Source organism: Curtobacterium sp. MCBA15_008 (assembly GCF_001865065.1).
Classification (GTDB): Bacteria; Actinomycetota; Actinomycetes; order Actinomycetales; family Microbacteriaceae; genus Curtobacterium.
Genome location: NZ_MJGN01000031.1, coordinates 1,459 through 20,088, shown reverse-complemented (window position 1 = coordinate 20,088; position 18,630 = coordinate 1,459). Strand labels below are relative to the sequence as shown.

The 18,630-nt window shown below is 71.1% G+C and carries 20 protein-coding genes; 16 read left to right on the top strand and 4 right to left on the bottom strand.

Translation table 11 applies throughout. The features are described 5' to 3' along the window. Window positions 1–157 precede the first annotated feature (157 nt). Window positions 158–418, bottom strand: a complete 261-nt coding sequence (gene rpsT / locus BIU96_RS12900; protein ID WP_071293023.1) for a 30S ribosomal protein S20 — start codon at window positions 416–418, stop codon at window positions 158–160. Between the two features lie 191 nt (window positions 419–609). On the opposite strand from rpsT, the gene BIU96_RS12895 reads away from it, so the two are divergent. Both BIU96_RS12895 and lepA read left to right on the top strand, forming a co-directional pair. Continuing rightward, a complete protein-coding gene (locus BIU96_RS12895; protein ID WP_071293022.1) occupies window positions 610–1,839 on the top strand; it encodes a pyridoxal phosphate-dependent aminotransferase in 1,230 nt (409 codons plus the stop codon). 157 nt (window positions 1,840–1,996) lie between these two features. Then, window positions 1,997–3,844 (top strand): translation elongation factor 4, encoded by a 1,848-nt coding sequence (gene lepA, locus BIU96_RS12890; protein ID WP_071293021.1) that lies wholly within the window; start codon window positions 1,997–1,999, stop codon window positions 3,842–3,844. A 121-nt stretch (window positions 3,845–3,965) separates the two neighbouring features. Here the strand turns inward: lepA and BIU96_RS12885 are convergent, their stop codons facing one another. Then, window positions 3,966–4,457, bottom strand: coding sequence for a hypothetical protein (locus tag BIU96_RS12885; protein ID WP_071293020.1), 492 nt, complete (start codon window positions 4,455–4,457; stop codon window positions 3,966–3,968). Between the two features lie 145 nt (window positions 4,458–4,602). Between BIU96_RS12885 and BIU96_RS12880 the strand changes: the two genes are divergently transcribed. Beyond that, window positions 4,603–5,250, top strand: a complete 648-nt coding sequence (locus BIU96_RS12880; protein WP_071293019.1) for a DUF1990 family protein — start codon at window positions 4,603–4,605, stop codon at window positions 5,248–5,250. 18 nt (window positions 5,251–5,268) lie between these two features. Here the strand turns inward: BIU96_RS12880 and BIU96_RS12875 are convergent, their stop codons facing one another. Continuing rightward, on the bottom strand, window positions 5,269–5,970 hold the full coding sequence (locus BIU96_RS12875) for an HAD family hydrolase (protein WP_071293018.1): 702 nt from the start codon (window positions 5,968–5,970) through the stop codon (window positions 5,269–5,271). 28 nt (window positions 5,971–5,998) lie between these two features. On the opposite strand from BIU96_RS12875, the gene hemW reads away from it, so the two are divergent. Further along, a complete protein-coding gene (gene hemW, locus BIU96_RS12870) occupies window positions 5,999–7,216 on the top strand; it encodes a radical SAM family heme chaperone HemW (RefSeq protein WP_071293017.1) in 1,218 nt (405 codons plus the stop codon). A gap of 13 nt (window positions 7,217–7,229) precedes the next feature. On the opposite strand, the gene BIU96_RS12865 is transcribed toward hemW, so the two are convergent. Further along, entirely contained in the window at window positions 7,230–7,697 is a 468-nt protein-coding gene (locus BIU96_RS12865; RefSeq protein WP_254786141.1) for a DUF4870 domain-containing protein, read from the bottom strand. Window positions 7,698–7,804: 107 nt separating this feature from the next. On the opposite strand from BIU96_RS12865, the gene hrcA reads away from it, so the two are divergent. From hrcA to BIU96_RS12805, 12 genes are all read left to right on the top strand, one after another. Then, window positions 7,805–8,824, top strand: a complete 1,020-nt coding sequence (gene hrcA, locus BIU96_RS12860; RefSeq protein ID WP_071293016.1) for a heat-inducible transcriptional repressor HrcA — start codon at window positions 7,805–7,807, stop codon at window positions 8,822–8,824. Between the two features lie 130 nt (window positions 8,825–8,954). After that, window positions 8,955–10,067, top strand: a complete 1,113-nt coding sequence (dnaJ, locus tag BIU96_RS12855) for a molecular chaperone DnaJ (protein WP_071293015.1) — start codon at window positions 8,955–8,957, stop codon at window positions 10,065–10,067. Further along, window positions 10,067–10,822, top strand: a complete 756-nt coding sequence (locus BIU96_RS12850; RefSeq protein ID WP_071293014.1) for a 16S rRNA (uracil(1498)-N(3))-methyltransferase — start codon at window positions 10,067–10,069, stop codon at window positions 10,820–10,822. The genes dnaJ and BIU96_RS12850 overlap by 1 nt, the downstream gene beginning before the upstream one ends. A gap of 47 nt (window positions 10,823–10,869) precedes the next feature. After that, window positions 10,870–11,223: a histidine triad nucleotide-binding protein gene (locus tag BIU96_RS12845; RefSeq protein ID WP_071293013.1), complete on the top strand. Its 354-nt coding sequence runs from the start codon at window positions 10,870–10,872 to the stop codon at window positions 11,221–11,223. 67 nt (window positions 11,224–11,290) lie between these two features. Then, a complete protein-coding gene (locus BIU96_RS12840) occupies window positions 11,291–12,352 on the top strand; it encodes a PhoH family protein (RefSeq protein ID WP_254786142.1) in 1,062 nt (353 codons plus the stop codon). Next, window positions 12,349–12,810, top strand: a complete 462-nt coding sequence (gene ybeY, locus BIU96_RS12835; protein ID WP_022907665.1) for an rRNA maturation RNase YbeY — start codon at window positions 12,349–12,351, stop codon at window positions 12,808–12,810. Before BIU96_RS12840 ends, ybeY begins: the two co-directional genes overlap by 4 nt. Before the next feature lie 4 nt (window positions 12,811–12,814). Continuing rightward, window positions 12,815–14,137, top strand: a complete 1,323-nt coding sequence (locus BIU96_RS12830) for a hemolysin family protein (RefSeq protein WP_071293011.1) — start codon at window positions 12,815–12,817, stop codon at window positions 14,135–14,137. Continuing rightward, window positions 14,134–15,063 carry a GTPase Era gene (era, locus tag BIU96_RS12825; RefSeq protein ID WP_071293010.1) on the top strand — a complete coding sequence of 310 codons (930 nt, stop codon included), beginning with the start codon at window positions 14,134–14,136 and terminating at the stop codon, window positions 15,061–15,063. The genes BIU96_RS12830 and era overlap by 4 nt, the downstream gene beginning before the upstream one ends. An 88-nt stretch (window positions 15,064–15,151) precedes the next feature. Then, window positions 15,152–16,480, top strand: coding sequence for a sensor histidine kinase (locus tag BIU96_RS12820; protein ID WP_217642266.1), 1,329 nt, complete (start codon window positions 15,152–15,154; stop codon window positions 16,478–16,480). Continuing rightward, the gene (locus BIU96_RS12815; RefSeq protein ID WP_071293008.1) at window positions 16,477–17,151 is read left to right on the top strand and encodes a response regulator transcription factor; all 675 of its coding nucleotides are present in this window, start codon (window positions 16,477–16,479) and stop codon (window positions 17,149–17,151) included. The genes BIU96_RS12820 and BIU96_RS12815 overlap by 4 nt, the downstream gene beginning before the upstream one ends. Window positions 17,152–17,259: 108 nt before the next feature. Then, window positions 17,260–18,012, top strand: a complete 753-nt coding sequence (locus tag BIU96_RS12810; protein ID WP_071293007.1) for an ABC transporter ATP-binding protein — start codon at window positions 17,260–17,262, stop codon at window positions 18,010–18,012. Next, window positions 18,009–18,630: FtsX-like permease family protein (locus tag BIU96_RS12805; protein ID WP_139200026.1), on the top strand; the 622-nt coding region annotated here is incomplete at its 3' end. The genes BIU96_RS12810 and BIU96_RS12805, both read left to right, overlap by 4 nt.

Below are 18,630 nucleotides of genomic sequence, written 5' to 3'. Positions count from 1 at the left end.
GAGGTTGCACTTCGTGCCGCAGGCGCCGTTCGAGAGCGGCACAAAGTGCGATCTCGGCGCCGCGACCACCGAAGACGCCCGCGCAGCGAGCCCGCCCCCACAACGACGAAGGCCCCGCACCGAAACGGTGCGGGGCCTTCGTGCAGCACTCAGGAGATCAGAGCGCCGAGACCTTCTTCGCGATGGCCGACTTGCGGTTCGCGGCCTGGTTCTTGTGGATGACGCCCTTGCTCACGGCCTTGTCGAGCTTCTTCGAGGCGAGGGTCAGGGCCGCGACGGCCTTGTCCTTGTCGCCGGAGACGACGGCCTCGTTCGTGTGACGGATGACCGTCTTGAGCTCGGACCGGTACGCCTTGTTGCGCTCCTGGGCCTTGAGGTTGGTCTTGATCCGCTTCATCTGCGACTTGATGTTCGCCATGTGTGTTGCTCCTTGTCGTCTCTACGGGTGGTCGCGACCGCTGGGTAGAGGGGCCCTTGGTCGCATCGCGTTCCACCCGTGGGCGGGGAACGCGGAAGTCCAGCAAGCCACGTTACCAGCCCGAGGCCCGTCAGCCAAAGCACCGCCGCGCCGAAACGGCACCGCAACACGCGTTCGCTACCGTGACGAGCATGCCATCCCTCGCACCGCGGATCGAGACCGTGCCCGCCTCCGGCATCCGACGGGTCTTCGAGCAAGCGGCACTGCTCCGCCAGACGGACGCGAACGGCAGCGGCCCCAAAGCCAGCAGCCCCGACGGCACCCCCGGCACCCCAGACGGCACCCCCGACGTCGCCATGCTCGTCATCGGCGAACCCGACGTCCCCGTCGCCCCGCACATCGGCGAGGCCGCCCGCCGCGCCTGGTCCGAGGACCGCACCGACTACACCCCGAACGGCGGCATCGCCCCGCTCCGGGAAGCGATCCGCGAGAAGCTCCGCCGCGAGAACCGCATGGAGGTCGACGTCGAACAGGTCTGGCTGACCATCGGCGCGACGCAGGCCCTCTTCCAGGCGATGACCCTCGTGCTGTCCCCGGGCGACGAGGTCCTCGTGCCGGACCCCGGCTACACGACCTTCACGATGAACGCCCACATCCTCGGCGCCACCCCGGTGCCGTACCGGCTGGAACCGCAGCACGGGTTCGAGCCGGACCTCCGGGCACTCGAGGCGAGCATCACCGAGCGGACCCGGGCCCTCGTGGTGAACTCCCCGTCGAACCCGCTCGGCGCGGTGTTCGGCGAGCAGACCCTCCGCGACCTGCTCGCCCTCGCGAAGCGTCACGACCTCTGGGTGATCAGTGACGAGGTCTACGAGTACTTCACCTACGGCACCCGGCACGTCAGCCTGGCGAGCCTCGACGAGGACGACCGGGTGTTCACCGCGTTCTCGCTGAGCAAGACGTACGCGATGACCGGGGTCCGGGTCGGGTACCTGGTGACGCCGAAGGGCCTCGGCGCGACGATGCGGACCACGCAGGAGGCGATGATCAGCTGCGTCGCCGAGCCGGACCAGTGGGCCGCCCTCGCGGCGATCGTGGGGGACCACTCCGCGGTGCAGGACGCGCGGGAGCACTACCGCGCGAACCTCGGCATCGCGAAGGAGGTCCTCGACGCCGCCGGCATCCGCTACCTCGACCCCCGTGGCGCCTTCTACCTCTGGATCGACGTGTCGCACGCGTCGCAGGGCGACGTCGCCGAGTGGGCGCTCGCCTTCCTGCAGCGCGAGCGGGTGGCGGTGGCGCCCGGCAGCGCCTTCGGCCGCACCGGCGAGGGCTGGATCCGCGTGAGCCTCGCGGCGACCCCTTCGGACCTCCGGCGGGGCCTGGGTGCGTTGCCCGCGCCCGTCGGCGCGACCGTCTGACTGACTGGAGGCGCGGGGCGGGCCGGCACCGCGCCTCCAGTCCGTCCTCCCCAGGGCCTAGACCGGCGGGTGCGATCCACAGGTCGCGCGCGGCCTGCGCGCCGCCGCCGCGCAACCGTGGGAGAATCGTCCGACCGTCCGACCCACCTGAGGAACCGTGAGCCCACAAGCAGCCACCCCGCTCGAGCCCGCCGCGACTCCGGCCGAGTCGATCCGCAACTTCTGCATCATCGCGCACATCGACCACGGCAAGTCGACGCTGGCCGACCGCATGCTGCAGATCACCGGCATCGTCGAGGACCGCGCTATGCGTGCGCAGTACCTCGACCGCATGGACATCGAGCGCGAGCGCGGCATCACGATCAAGTCGCAGGCGGTGCGGATGCCGTGGGAGCTCGACGGCAAGACCTTCGCGCTCAACATGATCGACACGCCCGGTCACGTCGACTTCTCGTACGAGGTCTCGCGCAGCCTGGCCGCGTGCGAGGGCGCGATCCTGCTCGTCGACGCCGCCCAGGGCATCGAGGCCCAGACGCTCGCGAACCTGTACCTGGCGCTCGAGAACGACCTCGAGATCATCCCGGTGCTCAACAAAATCGACCTGCCCGCGGCTGATCCGGACAAGTACGCGGCCGAGCTCGCGCAGCTCATCGGCGGCAAGCCGGAGGACGTCCTGCGCGTCTCGGGCAAGACCGGTGTCGGCGTGCCGGAGCTCCTCGACCGTGTCGTCCGCACCGTGCCGAACCCGGTCGGCGACGTCGACGCGTCGCCCCGCGCGATGATCTTCGACTCGGTCTACGACAGCTACCGCGGTGTGGTGACCTACGTGCGCATGATCGACGGCACGATCCACCCGCGCGAGAAGGTCCAGATGATGTCGACCAAGTCGACGCACGAGATCCTCGAGATCGGGGTGTCGTCGCCGGAGCCGAAGCCCACGAAGGGTCTGTCTGTCGGCGAGGTCGGCTACCTCATCACCGGCGTGAAGGACGTCCGGCAGTCGAAGGTCGGCGACACGGTCACCACGGCGCAGAAGCCCGCGACCGAAGCGCTGCCCGGCTACACCGACCCGAAGCCGATGGTGTTCTCAGGCCTGTACCCGATCGACGGCTCGGACTACCCGGACCTCCGCGAAGCGCTCGACAAGCTCAAGCTGTCCGACGCCGCGCTCGTGTACGAACCCGAGACCTCGGTCGCGCTCGGCTTCGGCTTCCGCTGCGGCTTCCTCGGCCTGCTGCACCTCGAGATCATCACCGAGCGTCTCAGCCGCGAGTTCGGCCTCGACCTCATCACCACCGCGCCGAGCGTGATCTACGAGGTCACCAACGAGGACAACACCACGACCGAGGTCACGAACCCGTCCGAGTTCCCCGGCGGCCGCATCGTCGAGGTGCGCGAGCCGATGGTGCGCGCGGCGATCCTCGCGCCGAAGGACTACGTCGGCGCGATCATGGAGCTCTGCCAGTCGCGGCGCGGGTCGCTGCTCGGCATGGAGTACCTCGGCGAGGACCGCGTCGAGATCCGCTACGAGATGCCCCTCGGCGAGATCGTGTTCGACTTCTTCGACCAGCTGAAGAGCAAGACGCAGGGCTACGCGTCGCTCGACTACGAGCCCACCGGCGACCAGGCGGCCGACCTCGTGAAGGTCGACATCCTGCTGCAGGGCGAGCAGGTCGACGCGTTCAGCGCGATCGTGCACCGCGACAAGGCGTACGCGTACGGCACGCTCATGACCGAGCGGCTCCGCAAGCTCATCCCGCGCCAGCAGTTCGAGGTGCCGATCCAGGCTGCCATCGGCGCCCGCATCATCGCCCGCGAGAGCATCCGGGCGATGCGCAAGGACGTCCTCGCGAAGTGCTACGGCGGTGACATCACCCGCAAGCGCAAGCTGCTCGAGAAGCAGAAGGAGGGCAAGAAGCGCATGAAGATGGTGGGTCGCGTCGAGGTCCCGCAGGAAGCCTTCATCGCCGCGCTCTCCGGGGACGTGGAAGAGAAGAAGAAGTAGGTCGCCGCTGACGCGTCGGGCCCGTCAGGTCGTCCGTCCGAAAGCGACAGTTCGCCGCGAGAACACCACGGCGAACTGTCGCATTCGCGTTGCGGCGTGCATGCCCGTCAGGACGTGCGCATCAGCACGTGCGCGCGGCGCGGGTCCGGTAGGCGGCCAGTGCGAGGGCCGGGAGGCTCGCGGCCGCCAGTCCCGCCAGTGCGGTCCGCAGGATGACCAGTCCGGCGGCCGCGTCGTAGTCCGGCTGCGCCGCTGCGGCGAACCCCGCCACCACGGCGCCGATCACCATCGCCAGCGTGCCGATCCCGAGCACGGTGGGCAGCGTGCGTGCGCTGTGTCGCCGCACCGCCAGCACGAGGGTCGCGCCGAACAGCAGCACGCCCGCTCCCGCGCTGCACGCGCCGAACGCGGCGATGGCGTTCGCGGTGTCGAACACGTCCCAGTCGCTCGGTGGTGCTGACACGTACCGTGCTGGACTCTGGAGGCCGGCCGTCGCCCACTCGACGGCGGCGCGCGCGCTCGCGGCGAGCCCGAACGCCGCGAGCGTCAGCACGGCGAACGCGGCCGTCGTACGGTCGACGGACCGGGGGCGGGCGGGGGTGGAGCGGGGCACGGCCCAACGATAGGGGTGTGGCGGGCGGGTGTCGGGCCTCCAGTTCGGGGCTCGTGCGGAAACCGGACGGCGCACTGCGCAGGTGGGCCCCGGGCGGCCCGCGCTGGTTCGTCCTCGGGTGAACCGCCCCGGTACGATTGCGTGCATGAGTACCCGCGGGAGCTACCGGACCGCCCTGACGTACGGAGCCGTGGGCGCGACCCAGGCGCCGGACCTCATGACGTACCCGCCGGAGGGGTTCACCCCCTCCGAGTCCCGGGCCCGCATCGGTCACGGCGACCAGCGGTTCGAGACCGCGGTGACGCAGGCCCTGACGTGGCAGATCCAGCAGCGCAGCGGCATGGGTGTGCAGGTCGAGGAGCAGCCGGACGACGACGAGGTCCGCTACAACCCGGTGACCTTCGACGAGGCCGGCGTGCCGATCGCACCCGCCTCGATCGGGACGCCCCGCGTCGAGAAGTTCGCGCCGGACGGCACGCCCCTCGTGACGGCGGGGACGAGTGCGACGCTGACGATGCACGCGTTCGGACGGACGGTGCACGCGCCGGTGCGGGTCGTGTCGATCATCGACGAGAACGACCGCAAGGGCTTCGCGTACGGCACCCTCGAGGGGCACCCGCTCTCGGGCGAGGAGTCGTTCGTGGTCGAGCGCACGCCGGACGGCTCGGTGTGGCTGCAGATCCGGCAGTTCTCGCAGCCGTCGAGCCGGCGGTGGCAGTTCGTCGCCCCGCTGCTCCGTCGTCAGCAGAAGGTCATGGCGGAGAAGTACCTGGCCGCGCTCCGCGGCGACTAGGCGCGCGTCAGCCCCGCGTCACACGACGGGCCGCAGCGGCGGCAGGGCGGCGATGGCGTCCTCGATGAGGTGCGCGTCGTCGATGCAGTTCCGCGCGATCGTCACGGCACCGGTGGCCCGCAGCGACTCGACGTCGTAGACCCCGGTCGCGACCGCCAGGAACGGGATGCCGACGGCGTCAGCGGCCTCGCCGTCGCGCGGGGTGTCCCCGACGATCACGGCACGGGTCCCGGCCAACGCCGATGCTGCCCGGGCGGTGACCCCGGTGCGCTCGACCTCGGCGTCACCGAAGAACGAGTGGTCCCAGTCGAACGCGTCGGGGTCGAAGCCGGCGCCCTCGAGCTTGACCCGGGCGCGGTACTCGGAGTTGCCGGTGAGCAGTCCGTTCCGCCAGCCGAGCTCGGCGAAGCGTGCGACCAGGGCGATGCTGCCCGGAGCGGGGCTGCGATGGTCGCCGGAGCGGTGGCGTTCCTCGGTGAGGTCGCGCAGGTGCCGGGTGACCGTGGGGATGAGGGCGTCGTCGAACTGGTGCGCGCGGACGTGCTCCGCGATGAGGCCGGCGTCGGTCCGGCCGTGCTGGTGTCCGACGCGCAGGACGAGGTCGCGGCCCACCGCCCGCTCGAGCGCGAGGTGGTAGAGGTTGCCCGGCGACGAGGCGTTCATCACGAGGGTGCCGTCGATGTCCCACAGCACCGTGGTGGGGACGGGGTGGTGCTCCATGCCTCCATCATGGCGGACAATGGAGTCCATGCCGAGTGCTCTCCCGATCGCCGATCCCGCCCCCGCGGACGGCCTGATCACCCCGGCCTCCGGAGCCGGCGAGGTCCCGTTCGGCGTGTACGTCCACGTGCCGTTCTGCCGGGTGCGCTGCGGGTACTGCGACTTCAACACCTACACGGCGTCCGAGCTCCGTGGCGTCCGTCGCGACGACTACGCCGGGCACGCGGTGCGCGAGATCGAGTGGGCCGCCCAGGTCCTCGACCGCTCGGGGGTCCCGCGGCGTCCGGTGTCCACGGTGTTCTTCGGTGGCGGTACCCCGACGATGCTGCCGGCGTCCGACCTGGTGATGATCCTCCGGGCGATCGACGACACCTGGGGCATCCTGCCCGGTGCCGAGGTCACGACCGAGGCGAACCCGGACTCGGTGGACGCCGCGTCACTCGAGACCCTGCGGGCAGGCGGTTTCAACCGGATCAGCTACGGCATGCAGTCGGCCGTGCCGCACGTGCTCGCGACGCTCGACCGGACGCACGACCCACTCCGCGTGCCGGTCGTGGTCGACCTCGCGAAGCAGCAGGGGCTCGACGTCTCGCTCGACCTCATCTACTCGACGCCGGGGGAGTCCCTCGCCGACTGGCGCACCTCGCTCGACGCCGCGATCGCCTGCGAGCCCGACCACGTGTCGGCGTACTCGCTCATCGTCGAGGACGGCACCGCGATGGGCCGCATGGTCGCCCGCGGCGAGCTGCCGGCGCCGGACGACGACCTGGCCGCCGACATGTACGAGCTCGCCGACCAGGTGCTCGGCGACGCCGGGTACTCCTGGTACGAGGTCTCGAACTGGGCCCGCGGTGCGGAGCACACCAGCCGGCACAACCTGTCCTACTGGAAGGGTCACGACTGGTGGGGCGTCGGTCCGGGCGCGCACTCCGCGGTCGCCGGCACCCGCTGGTGGAACGTGAAGCACCCGGCCGCGTACGCGAACCGGGTGCTATCGGGGGAGTCGCCGGCCGCCGGTCGCGAGACCCTCGACGACGAGACCCGGTACGTCGAGCGCGTGCTGCTCGCGGCGCGGGTCCGCGGGGAGCTCGCGACGTCGGAGCTGGACCGGGAGGCCCGTGGTCGCGTCGCCGGCCTCATCGCACGTGGTCTCGTGGACGGGTCGGCCGCGGTGCGGGGACGCATCGACCTGACGCTGCAGGGCCGCCTGCTCGCGGACGCGGTGGTCCGCGAGCTGCTCGACTGAGCGGGCGTCGCCGTTACGGCTTGACGAACTCGATCGAGAGCGGGTAGCGGTAGAACTCGCCCCGGTTCGCGGCGACGGCGGCCATGATCCCGAAGATGATCGTGACGACGCCGATGACCGGGATCAGGATGGCGCCGATCAGCACGATCGTCAGGATCCCGGCGACGACGTACGCGATCGCCATCGTGATGTGGAAGTTCAGCGCGACGCGGGTGTGCTCGCGGATGAACCCGCCGCGGTCGCGGAGCACGAGGTACGCGATGAGCGGTGCGATGAAGTTGAAGAAGATGCCGCCGATGTGGGTGAGGGTGGCCCAGAGGCGCTGGTCCTCCGGGGACATCGGCTGCGGCGGCGTGTAGCCCCCGGGGTACTGCGGGCCACCGGGGTTCTGGGGGCCACCGGGCCCGCCGGTCCAGCCCGGTCCTCCGGGCTGTCCGGGCTGCTGTCCGTAGGGTCCGCCGGGCTGCTGTCCGTAGCTCATGGCGGAAGCGTATCGGCAGGCTGTGGAGAAGTCCCGGTCCGTCGGTGGTCGGGCGTAGGATCAGCAGTCGACACGTCCGAGTGCCAGAACGAGTGGAAGGGGTCCGGGTGGTCAGCGAACGCTCCCTCGAGGTCCTCAAGGCCATCGTGCGGGACTACGTCGCCTCGCGCGAGCCGGTGGGGTCGAAGACGATCGTCGAGCGGCACGCCTTCGGGGTCAGCGCCGCGACGATCCGCAACGACATGGCCCAGCTCGAGGACGAGCAGCTCATCGCCGCTCCGCACACCTCCTCCGGCCGGGTCCCGACCGACAAGGGCTACCGGGTGTTCGTCGACCACCTCGCCGGCGCCCGCCCGCTGACCAGCGCCCAGCGCCACGCGATCGAGACCTTCCTCGGTGCGCCGAACGACCTCGACGAGGTCCTCGGTCGCACCGTCCGGCTCCTCAGCCAGCTCACCAACCAGGTCGCCCTGGTGCAGTACCCCTCGATGGTGCGCGCCCGGGTGCAGCACATCGAGCTCGTGCGCCTCGGCGACGACCGCCTGATGGTCGTCCTCATCACCGACACCGCCCGGGTCGAGCAGCGCGTCGTCGAGACCGACGTCATGCTCGACGAAGCCGGGCTCACCGAACTCCGCGCCGTCGTGAACGGTGCGACCGTCGGGCTCCTGCTGCAGGACGTCGCGACGGCGCTCCGCGCGGTGCCGCAGCAGATCCGGCCGGACGCCCAGCCGCTCGCCGGGGTCGTCGTGGCGACGGTGATCGAGCAGGTCGCCGCCAACCGGCAGGACCGCCTGGTCATGGCCGGCGCCGCCAACCTTGCGAAGAGCGAGCAGGACTTCTCCGGTGGGCTCTTCCCCGTGCTCGAGGCGATCGAGGAACAGGTCACCCTGCTCCGCCTGTTCGGCGAGATGCAGGTGGACGACGTCGCGGTCGCGGCCCGGATCGGCGTCGAGAACGCCGAGTACGGGCTCGACGCGACGAGCATCGTGGCCGGCGGGTACCTCGCCCGTGGCGAGGTCGCCCGCCTCGGCGTCCTCGGACCCACACGCATGGACTACGGCACGAACATGGCCGCCGTCCGTGCCGTCGCACGGTACCTGTCCAAACTCCTGGGCGAACATTGACCGGGCCGAACTGAGCCGATCGCACGCCGGACGCGGGGCGACCCGCTGAGGCGATCCGCGCCTCCCGGCCCACCAGCAACCACCTGATCAGCGGCGACCGCCGCACCGAACCGAACCGACTGAGGGATACGTGGCAGACCACTACGACGTCCTCGGCGTCCAGCCGGACGCCTCCGATGCCGACATCAAGAAGGCGTACCGCCGACTGGCGCGCGAACTGCACCCGGACGTGAACCCGAGCCCGGACGCCGCCGAACGCTTCAAGGACGTGACGCACGCGTACGACGTGCTGAGCGACCCCGAGCAGCGCCGACGCTACGACGCGGGGCCCCAGGCGGACAGCCCGTTCGGCGGCGGCGCCGGCGGCTTCAGCGACATCTTCGACGCGTTCTTCGGCGGCGGCGCCGGCGGCGGCCGAGGCAACGGCCCGCGCAGCCGGGCCGAGCGCGGGCAGGACGCCCTCCTCCGGATCGAGGTCGACCTCGACGAGGTCGTCTTCGGCACCCACAAGGACGTCGAGGTCGACACGGCCGTGCTCTGCGAGACGTGCGGCGGTTCGTGCGCGGCCCCCGGCACCCACCCGCAGACCTGCGACATCTGCGGCGGCACCGGGCACATCCAGCGCCAGGTCCGCTCGCTCCTCGGCAACGTCGTGACGAGCGCGCCCTGCGGCACCTGCCGCGGCTACGGCACCGTCATCCCGAACCCGTGCCCCACCTGCCAGGGCCAGGGCCGTGTCCGCGCCCGTCGCACCGTGCCGGTCGACGTGCCCGCGGGTGTCGACTCGGGGCTGCGGCTGCAGATGCCCGGTCAGGGCGAGGTCGGGCCGGCGGGGGGCCCGTCGGGCGACCTCTACCTCGAGATCCGGGTGCGCCACCACGACGTCTTCAGCAGAGAGGGCGACGACCTCCTCGCCACGCTCGAGGTCCAGATGACCGACGCGATCCTCGGCACCACGACGACGATCGACGGGCTCGACGGTCCGGTCCAGCTCGAGCTCCGACCCGGCGTGCAGAGCGCCGACGTGCTCGTCATCAAGGACCGCGGGATCACGAAGCTGCGCGGCAACGGGCGTGGCGACCTCCGGGTCGGCGTGCAGGTCGTGACGCCGATGAAGCTCTCGCACAAGGAACGCCAGCTCGTCGAGCAGCTCGCGAAGTCGCACAAGGCCGCGAAGCCGCAGCTCGCCCGGTTCCAACAGGGCATGTTCGGCAAGCTCCGCGACCGCTTCTTCAACTTCTGATGGCGTCGCTCTACCTCGTCGGGTCGCTCGACGGCGTCGCGGTCGGCGACTCGGTCCCCCTCGACGGGGCAGAGGGTCGGCACGCGGTCGCCGTGGCCCGGGTCCGCGTGGGGGAGACCCTGCGCCTCTCGGACGGTCGCGGCACCGTGGTGACCGGCGCGGTGTCCACGCTGGGGCGCGACACGCTCGAGGTCCTCGTGGCCGCGGTCGAGTTCGCCCCGAAGCAGCGTCCGTCGCTCACGCTGGTGCAGGCGCTGGCGAAGGGCGGCCGTGACGAGATGGCGGTGCAGGCGGCGACCGAGATCGGCGTCGACCGCATCGTGCCGTGGTCGGCCGCGCGCAGCGTCTCGCGGTGGGACGGCGCGAAGGTCGAGAAGGGCCGAGCTCGCTGGGACGCGATCGCGCACGAGGCGTCCAAGCAGGCGATCCGGTCGCGGGTCCCCGTGGTCGAGGCGCCGGTGACCACGGCGGGACTGGCCGGTCTCGCCGGTGACGGTGCTGCTGCTGGTGCTCGGCGCGCGGTCCTGGTGCTCGACCCGGTCGGCGACGTGCGGCTCTCCGCCTGGGAACCACCCGCCGGTGTCGACGAGATCGTCCTGGTCGTCGGGCCGGAGGGCGGGATCGACGGTTCCGAGTTCGACCGGCTGGTCGACGCCGGGGCGGTGCGGGTCCGTCTGGGTGACACCGTGCTGCGGACCTCGACCGCCGGACCGGCCGCGTTGGCAGTCCTCCAGACGCGGCTCGGACGCTGGTAGCCGGATCGGGAAGGCGGGGCGTCAGCCCCGCGTTCTACGATGGAGCCATGAGCACCAGCACGCCCAGCGTCTTCACGAAGATCATCGCGCGCGAGATCCCGGCGACCGTCGTCGCCGAGGACGACCGCGTGATCGCGATCGAGGACATCGCGCCGAAGGCCCCCGTCCACGTGCTCGTCGTCCCCAAGACCCAGCAGTACGCGAACGTCGCCGAGCTCGCCGCAGGCGACCCGGACCTGCTCGCCCACGTGGTCGCCACCGCCCAGCGCATCGCCGACGAGCGTGCCGGCGGCCAGTTCCGTCTCGTCTTCAACACCGGCGAAGCCGCCGGTCAGACCGTGTTCCACGTGCACGCGCACGTACTCGCAGGTGACCTGCAGGAAGGCAACATTGCCGGCTAACGAACCAGCACCCTCCCCGACCGAGCCGACGGACATCACCGTCGAGATCCAGGTCGACGGCATCGCGATGGTGCAGCTGCTCGGACCCCAGGACCGACTGCTCAAGACCGTCGAACGGCAGTACCCCGGTGTTCGGGTGCTCGTCCGCGGCAACGAGGTCTCGCTGTCCGGACCCGAGCGGGACGTCACCCGTGCCCACGCCCTCGTCGACGAGCTCGTCGGCATGGTCAAGCGCGGGCAGGACATCGGCCCGTCGGACATCCCCGTCTCCGCGCGGCTCCTCGACGAGGACCGCAAGCCGTCGGACACGTTCGGCACCCCGATCGTGTCGAGCCGCGGCAAGTCCGTGCGCCCGAAGACCGACGGGCAGCGCGCCTACGTCGACGCCATCGACGAGCACACCATCACGTTCGGCATTGGCCCCGCCGGTACCGGCAAGACGTACCTGGCGATGGCGAAGGCCGTGCAGGCACTGCAGCGGCGCGAGGTGAGCCGCATCATCCTGACGCGCCCCGCGGTCGAGGCGGGCGAGCGGCTCGGGTTCCTGCCCGGTACGCTGACCGACAAGATCGACCCGTACCTGCGCCCGCTGTACGACGCGCTCAACGAGATGATGGACCCCGAGCTGGTCCCGAAGCTCCTGGCGGCGGGCACGGTCGAGGTGGCACCGCTCGCGTACATGCGCGGTCGGACGCTCAACGACTCGTTCGTGATCCTCGACGAGGCGCAGAACACCACGCCCGAGCAGATGAAGATGTTCCTGACCCGGCTCGGGTTCGGGTCGAAGATGGTGGTCACGGGTGACATCACCCAGGTCGACCTGCCGGGCAACCTGTCCGGCCTCCGGCTCGTGACGCGCATCCTCGACCAGGTCGACGACATCCACTTCGCCCGGCTCGGCAGCGAGGACGTCGTCCGCCACACGCTCGTCGGCCGCATCGTCGACGCCTACACCGTCTACGACGAGGAGCGCCTCGCCGAGCAGTCCGGTCACCGCCCCGGCGGCCGCGGCACCGCGCCCGTCGGCGACCCCGCCGGTGCGAACCGCGCCGAGCGACGGGGGCGTCCGCCGCAGGACCGCCAGGGCTCCCCGTACCCCCAGAACGACGCCCGAGGAGGCAACCGGTGAGCATCGAGCTCAACAACGAGTCCGGTGTCGAGGTCGACGAGGCAGCCATCCAGCGCCTCGCCGCCTTCGCGCTCGACGCGCTGCACGTCCACGCCGACGCGGAGCTCGCCATCGTGCTGGTGGACGAGGGGGCGATGGAGCAGCTGCACGTGCGGTGGATGGACGAGCCCGGCCCCACCGACGTGCTGAGCTTCCCGATGGACGAACTCCGTCCGGGCACCGAGGACGAGCCGACGCCCGCCGGGCTGCTCGGCGACATCGTGCTCTGCCCCCAGGTGGCCGAGGAGCAGGCGAAGACCGCCGGGCACTCGAGCACCGACGAGATGCTCCTCCTCACCTGCCACGGGATCCTCCACCTGCTCGGGTTCGACCACGCCGAGCCGGAGGAGAAGGCCGAGATGTTCGGTCTGCAGGGTGAGATCCTCACCGCCTTCGCCGCCCAGCGCCGAGGACGGTGACCTGATGCTGCTCGTCACCGGGCTGCTCGCGGTGGCGTTCGTGCTCGTCGTCCTGGGCGGCCTGCTCGCCGCCACCGACGCCGCGCTCTCGGTGGTGTCCCGCGCCGACCTCGACGAGATCGCCCGCGGGAGCAAGCACCGCCGTGCGATCGAGGCGATCGGCGATGACGTCGGGGCGCACGTCAACGCCCTCAACTTCTTCCGCGTGCTCGCCGAGACCGCCGCGGCCGTGCTCGTCACCATCGCGCTCGTCATGGTGTTCGACACCTGGTGGGTCGCGCTGATCGTCGCCGCGGCGATCATGACCGCGGTCTCGTTCGTGCTGGTGGGGTCGAGCCCCCGGAGCGTCGGGCGCGCCCACGCCGAGCGGCTGATCGGGTCGACCGGGGGCATCGTCCGGGGCATCCGCATCGTGCTGGGTCCGCTCGCCGGGCTGCTCGTCGCGATCGGCGACCGGGTCACACCGGGTCGTGGGCGGAGCGCGTCCACGGTGTCGAGCGAGGAGCAGCTGCTCTCGCTCGTCGACGAGGCCACCGAGAGCAACGTCCTCGAGCAGGACGACCGCGAGCTCATCCACTCGGTGTTCGAGTTCAGCGACACCCTGGTGCGTGAGGTCATGGTGCCGCGCACCGACATGACCACCGTGGACGGCTCGGACACCCTGGGCGCCGCGATGGAGCAGTTCCTCGCCGCCGGGGTGTCCCGCATGCCGGTCACGGGCAAGGACAGCGACGACGTGCTCGGTGTGCTGTACCTGCGCGACGTCTCCCGCGCGCTGTACGAGCGTCCGGGGTCCGGGGCGCAGCGCGTCACCACCATCCTGCGACCGGCCGAGTTCGTGCCGGAGTCGAAGGCGGCCGACGACACCCTCCGCCACATGCAGGTCGCGAAGAACCACCTCGTGCTCGTCGTCGACGAGTACGGCGGCGTCGCCGGGCTCGTCACGATGGAGGACCTCATCGAGGAGCTCGTCGGGGACATCTCCGACGAGTACGACCGCGCCGTGGTCGACCGGGTCGAGGTCGAACCCGGCACCTGGCGCATCTCGGCACGCCTGCCCATCGACGAGCTCGGCGACCTGTTCGGCATCGAGCTCGATGACGACGACGTCGACACCGCCGGCGGTCTGCTCACCAAGGAACTCGGACACCTGGCCGTCCGCGGCGACACCGTCACCGTGTCCGGCCTGGTGCTCACCGCCGACCGGGTCGAGGGCAAGCGCCGCCACCTCATCACCGTGCTCGCCGAGCGCACCCCGGAACTCGCCGGCGTCGAGGACGCCTTCGACGACGCGACACCCACCACGACGGGAACCCCGCACGCATGACCGACACCACCCCCACCACCGGCGAGCCCTACCGCGCCGGCTTCGTCTCCTTCGTCGGTCGTCCGAACGTCGGCAAGTCGACGCTGACGAACGCGCTCGTCGGCGAGAAGGTCGCCATCACGTCCTCGAAGCCGCAGACCACCCGCCGGGCCATCCGCGGCGTGGTACACCGGCCGAACGGGCAGGTCATCATCGTCGACACCCCGGGTGTGCACCGTCCGCGCACCCTGCTCGGCGAACGGCTCAACGACCTCGTGCAGTCCACCCTCGGCGACGTCGACGTGATCGGGTTCTGCGTCCCGGCGAACGAGCCGATCGGGCCCGGCGACAAGTTCATCAACGACACGCTCGACCAGTACCCGCGCGCCAAGAAGGTCGCGATCGTGACGAAGATCGACCGCACCTCGAAGGACGCCGTCGGCGCGCAACTGCTGGCGGTGTCGAAGCTCCGCGAGTGGGACTCGATCATCCCGACGTCCGGCACGAAGGGGCTGCAGCTCGAGGTCCTGCTCGAGGAGATCACGAAGCTCCTGCCCGAGTCCCCGCAGCTGTACGACGCGTCGACCGTCACCGAGGAGACCGACGAGGAGCGCATCGGTGAGCTCATCCGCGAAGCAGCGCTCGAGGGTGTCCGCGACGAACTGCCGCACTCGCTCGCCGTCGTCATCGAGGACATCGTCGAACCGGACGAGGACGACGACGCCGACGGTCCGCTGCGCATCTTCGCGAACCTCTTCGTGGAGCGCGACAGCCAGAAGGCGATCGTCATCGGGCACAAGGGCGAGCGTCTGAAGGACGTCGGCTCCCGTGCCCGCGTCGAGATCGAGTCGCTGCTCGGCGGTCGGCACGTGTACCTGAACATCCGGGTGAAGGTCGCGAAGGAGTGGCAGCGCGACCCGAAGCAGCTCGGGCGGCTCGGCTTCTGACCCGCTGCTCGTGACCCGCCGCGGCTCGCCGTCCCGGGTCATCCGCGGGACGGACGCGCGCTCGGTCTCCGCGACGTACCGTGGGGTGGTGTTCCGTCCCATGCTGCGCGTGCAGATCACCACCGACGTCGTCATCGCCGTCGTGCTCGGTGCGCTCGTGCTCGTCACCACCGCCGGCGGCATGGACACGCCGCTCGAGTACGTCACCCTCGCCGGGCTCACGGTAGCGCTGGCGCTCCGCCGCCTCTCACCGGGGCTGGCGCTGACCGCCGCGTGGGTCGTCGCCCTGTTCGAGCTGATCGCCCCGCAGACCCCCGGCATCGCGAACGTGTTCATCTCGGGTGTCGTCTACACGACCAGTCGGTACGGCAGTCGGCGCGTCCGCATCGCCGGGCTGGTCTCGGCGATCATCGGCCCGGTCGTCGCCGCCCTCTACTTCGGCCTCGAGGACTACTCCCACCGGCGGGACATCGTCACCGCGACGACCCCGCAGGAGGAGTCCTTCCGGGTCGCGGTCACGTACTTCGCCGTCGTGCTCCTGCTCCTGCTCCTGCCGTGGCTCGCCGGCGTGATCGGCCGGACCCGGCGGTCCGCGAGCATGAGCCGCGAGGCCCAGCTCCTCGCCGAGCGCGACGCCGCCCGCGCCGACCGCGCCGTCGCCGTCGAGCAGGAGCGCGTCCGCATCGCCCGGGACATGCACGACATCGTCGCCCACTCCCTGGCGGTCGTGATCGCCCAGGCAGACGGGGCACGGTACGCGCTGAAGGCGGACCCCGCGATCGCCGACGAGGCCCTCGGCACGATCTCGACGACCGCCCGTCGTGCGCTCGGTGACGTCCGGGAGCTCCTCGGCGCACTCCGCCACGAGCAGGGCACCGCACCGACCCCGGACCTCGACGACATCGACCGGCTCGTGCGCGAGATGCGCGACGTCGGGCTCGACGTCCGGGTCGAGCGCGAGGGCGATCCCGCCGGCCTGCCGACGGCCACGCAGCTCGCCGTGTACCGGATCGTGCAGGAGAGCCTGACGAACGCGTGGAAGCACGGCGAGCCCGGCACGCCCGTGCACGCCGCCCTCACCTACCGCCCCGACACCGTCGAGATCAGCGTCGTGAACCGCCGCGCGGACGACGGCACCCGCGGTCCCGGCACCGGCCACGGCCTGGTCGGCATGCGCGAGCGTGCCGCCATGACCGGCGGCACGATGACGGCCGGGGCACGCGGCGACGACTTCGCGGTCTCCGTCCGGATGCCGGCCGTGCCCGCCAGCGGCCAGATGCCACGCGGACTCGTCCCGACGGGCACGACCACCACCGCATCCCCGACCCCGGCGCCCTCCGCCGCAGCACCCTCCACCACAGCACCCCGCACCGGACCACCACTCACCTCGACGCCCCAGGAGCGACCCGCCCGATGAACGACACTCCGATCCGCGTCGCACTCGTCGACGACCAGGCGCTCTTCCGCACCGGCATCCGGATGCTCATCGACTCCCAGCCCGACCTGCGGTTCGTCGGCGAGGCGGGGGACGGCGCCGAGGGCGTGGAACTCGTCCGTCGCGGCCGACCGGACGTCGTGCTCATGGACGTCCGGATGCCGGTGATGGACGGCATCACCGCCACGTCGAAGATCGTGGAGGACAGCGGCGCGGACGGCGCGAAGGTCCTGGTCCTGACCACGTTCGACTTCGACGAGGCGGCAGCGAAGGCCATCCGGGCCGGGGCGAGCGGCTTCGTGCTGAAGGACGCCGACCCGGAGTTCCTGCTCGCGGCCATCCGCACCGTCCACGCCGGCACCGCGGTGTTCGCGGCATCGGCCACGCGGGAGCTCCTCCGGCGCTACGACGACACGACGCAGCAGGCGGCGAACGTGCCGGCCGCCTTCGCCGACCTCACCCCGCGGGAGCGCGAGATCTTCGACCTCGCCGCGCGGGGGTTCAGCAACAGCGAGATCGCGCAGCACGAGTACGTCAGCGAGGCGACCGTGAAGACCCACATCTCGCGGGTGCTCACGAAGCTCGAGCTGCGCGACCGGGTGCGGCTCGTGGTCTTCGCGCACGAGCACGGCCTGGTCACGAAAGCAGACTGACCGTCATCCGCTCGGATGACTTCCCCACAGGGAAGCAAGCCGAGCGGATCATCCACAGGAGCCGACCGACCGACGCGGGGCGTGCCTCCCGGACGCCATGGTGGTTCCATGACCACCAGCCACGCACCGATCATCCGACTCGACCACGTGTCCAAGCACTACGGCGACGGCGCCCGCAGGGTGACGGCGCTCGACGACGTCAGCGTCGACATCGGCGCGGGGGAGTTCACCGCCGTGATGGGGCCGTCGGGTTCGGGCAAGTCGACCCTCATGCACGTCGCTGCCGGACTGGATGCGGTGACGGACGGCCGGATCACGATCGACGGCGTCGACATCACCGGGCTGGGCGACAAGGACCTCACCGAACTCCGGCGCCGCCGACTCGGGTTCGTCTTCCAGTCGTTCAACCTGGTGCCGACGCTCGACGTCAGCGAGAACATCCGGCTGCCGTTCCTGCTCGGCGGCCACAAGCCCTCGCGCGAGGAGTCCGCCTGGATCGACCAGCTCGTCGGGATGCTCGGGCTGGGCAACCGTCTGACGCACCGTCCGCACCAGCTGTCCGGCGGGCAGCAGCAGCGCGTGGCGATCGCCCGTGCCCTGGCCTCCAGGCCGGCCGTCGTCGTGGCGGACGAACCGACCGGTGCGCTCGACTCGCGGACCGGTCGTGACGTGCTGCAGATCCTGCGCGGGGCCGTGAACGACTGGGGGCAGAGCGTGGTCATGGTGACCCACGACCCGATCGCCGCGGCCAACGCCGACCGCATCCTGTTCCTCGCGGACGGACGCGTCGTCGCCGACCGCCCCGCGATGGACCCCGCTGAGATCTCCGCCACGATGCTCGGGATGGAGGCAGCAGCATGAACGGCGTCCGCGCCTTCGCCCCGACCGTCCTGGTCGCGGCACTCGGTACCACGTTCGGCTCGGCCCTCGTCATCGCCCCCGGGATCGTGACCGAGGCGCTGTCGGCCACCGGCTTCGCCGAACTGCGATCCGTCGAGGCGATCCTCTCCGTCATCGGGTGGTTGGCCCTCGGCGTCGCCCTCTACGTCGGCGCGATCGTCACCGCGAACACCTGTGCGACGCTCATCGCCGGCCAGACCCGGATCATCGCGCTGCAGCGCCTGGTGGGCGCCACCGGGGCGTCGCTGCGCGGACGGATCACCCGGACCGGTCTGGTCGTGGGAGTCCTCGGGGGCCTCATCGGTGCCGTCGCGGGCACCGGCCTCACCGCGTTGTTCGTGGTGATCCTCCGCGGCAACGGCTTCCTGCCCGACACCAGCTACACGATGCTGCCGTGGCAGCTCGTGCTGCCGATCGCCGCCGTCGTCCTCGCCACGTGGGGCGCGTTCGGCGTGGGGTCGCGCCGGGTGCTCACGGTCACGCCGCTGCAGGCGCTGTCCTCGAGCGTCGAGCCCAGCCACGACGACGTCCGCTCCGGGCGTGGCCGTACGGTCCTGTCCGTCGTCCTCATCGTCGTCG

Excerpts from the sequence above, each read along its gene's own strand:
- BIU96_RS12875 (WP_071293018.1), bottom strand. The coding sequence starts at position 5,970 with ATGGAGCACCACCCCGTCCCCACCACGGTGCTGTGGGACATCGACGGC.
- BIU96_RS12845 (WP_071293013.1), top strand. The coding sequence starts at position 10,870 with ATGAGCACCAGCACGCCCAGCGTCTTCACGAAGATCATCGCGCGCGAG.
- BIU96_RS12895 (WP_071293022.1), top strand. The coding sequence starts at position 610 with ATGCCATCCCTCGCACCGCGGATCGAGACCGTGCCCGCCTCCGGCATC.
- hemW (WP_071293017.1), top strand. The coding sequence starts at position 5,999 with ATGCCGAGTGCTCTCCCGATCGCCGATCCCGCCCCCGCGGACGGCCTG.
- BIU96_RS12810 (WP_071293007.1), top strand. The coding sequence starts at position 17,260 with ATGACCACCAGCCACGCACCGATCATCCGACTCGACCACGTGTCCAAG.
- BIU96_RS12830 (WP_071293011.1), top strand. The coding sequence starts at position 12,815 with ATGCTGCTCGTCACCGGGCTGCTCGCGGTGGCGTTCGTGCTCGTCGTC.
- BIU96_RS12815 (WP_071293008.1), top strand. The coding sequence starts at position 16,477 with ATGAACGACACTCCGATCCGCGTCGCACTCGTCGACGACCAGGCGCTC.
- era (WP_071293010.1), top strand. The coding sequence starts at position 14,134 with ATGACCGACACCACCCCCACCACCGGCGAGCCCTACCGCGCCGGCTTC.
- BIU96_RS12850 (WP_071293014.1), top strand. The coding sequence starts at position 10,067 with ATGGCGTCGCTCTACCTCGTCGGGTCGCTCGACGGCGTCGCGGTCGGC.
- BIU96_RS12840 (WP_254786142.1), top strand. The coding sequence starts at position 11,291 with ATGGTGCAGCTGCTCGGACCCCAGGACCGACTGCTCAAGACCGTCGAA.
- rpsT (WP_071293023.1), bottom strand. The coding sequence starts at position 418 with ATGGCGAACATCAAGTCGCAGATGAAGCGGATCAAGACCAACCTCAAG.
- BIU96_RS12865 (WP_254786141.1), bottom strand. The coding sequence starts at position 7,697 with ATGAGCTACGGACAGCAGCCCGGCGGACCCTACGGACAGCAGCCCGGA.
- BIU96_RS12880 (WP_071293019.1), top strand. The coding sequence starts at position 4,603 with ATGAGTACCCGCGGGAGCTACCGGACCGCCCTGACGTACGGAGCCGTG.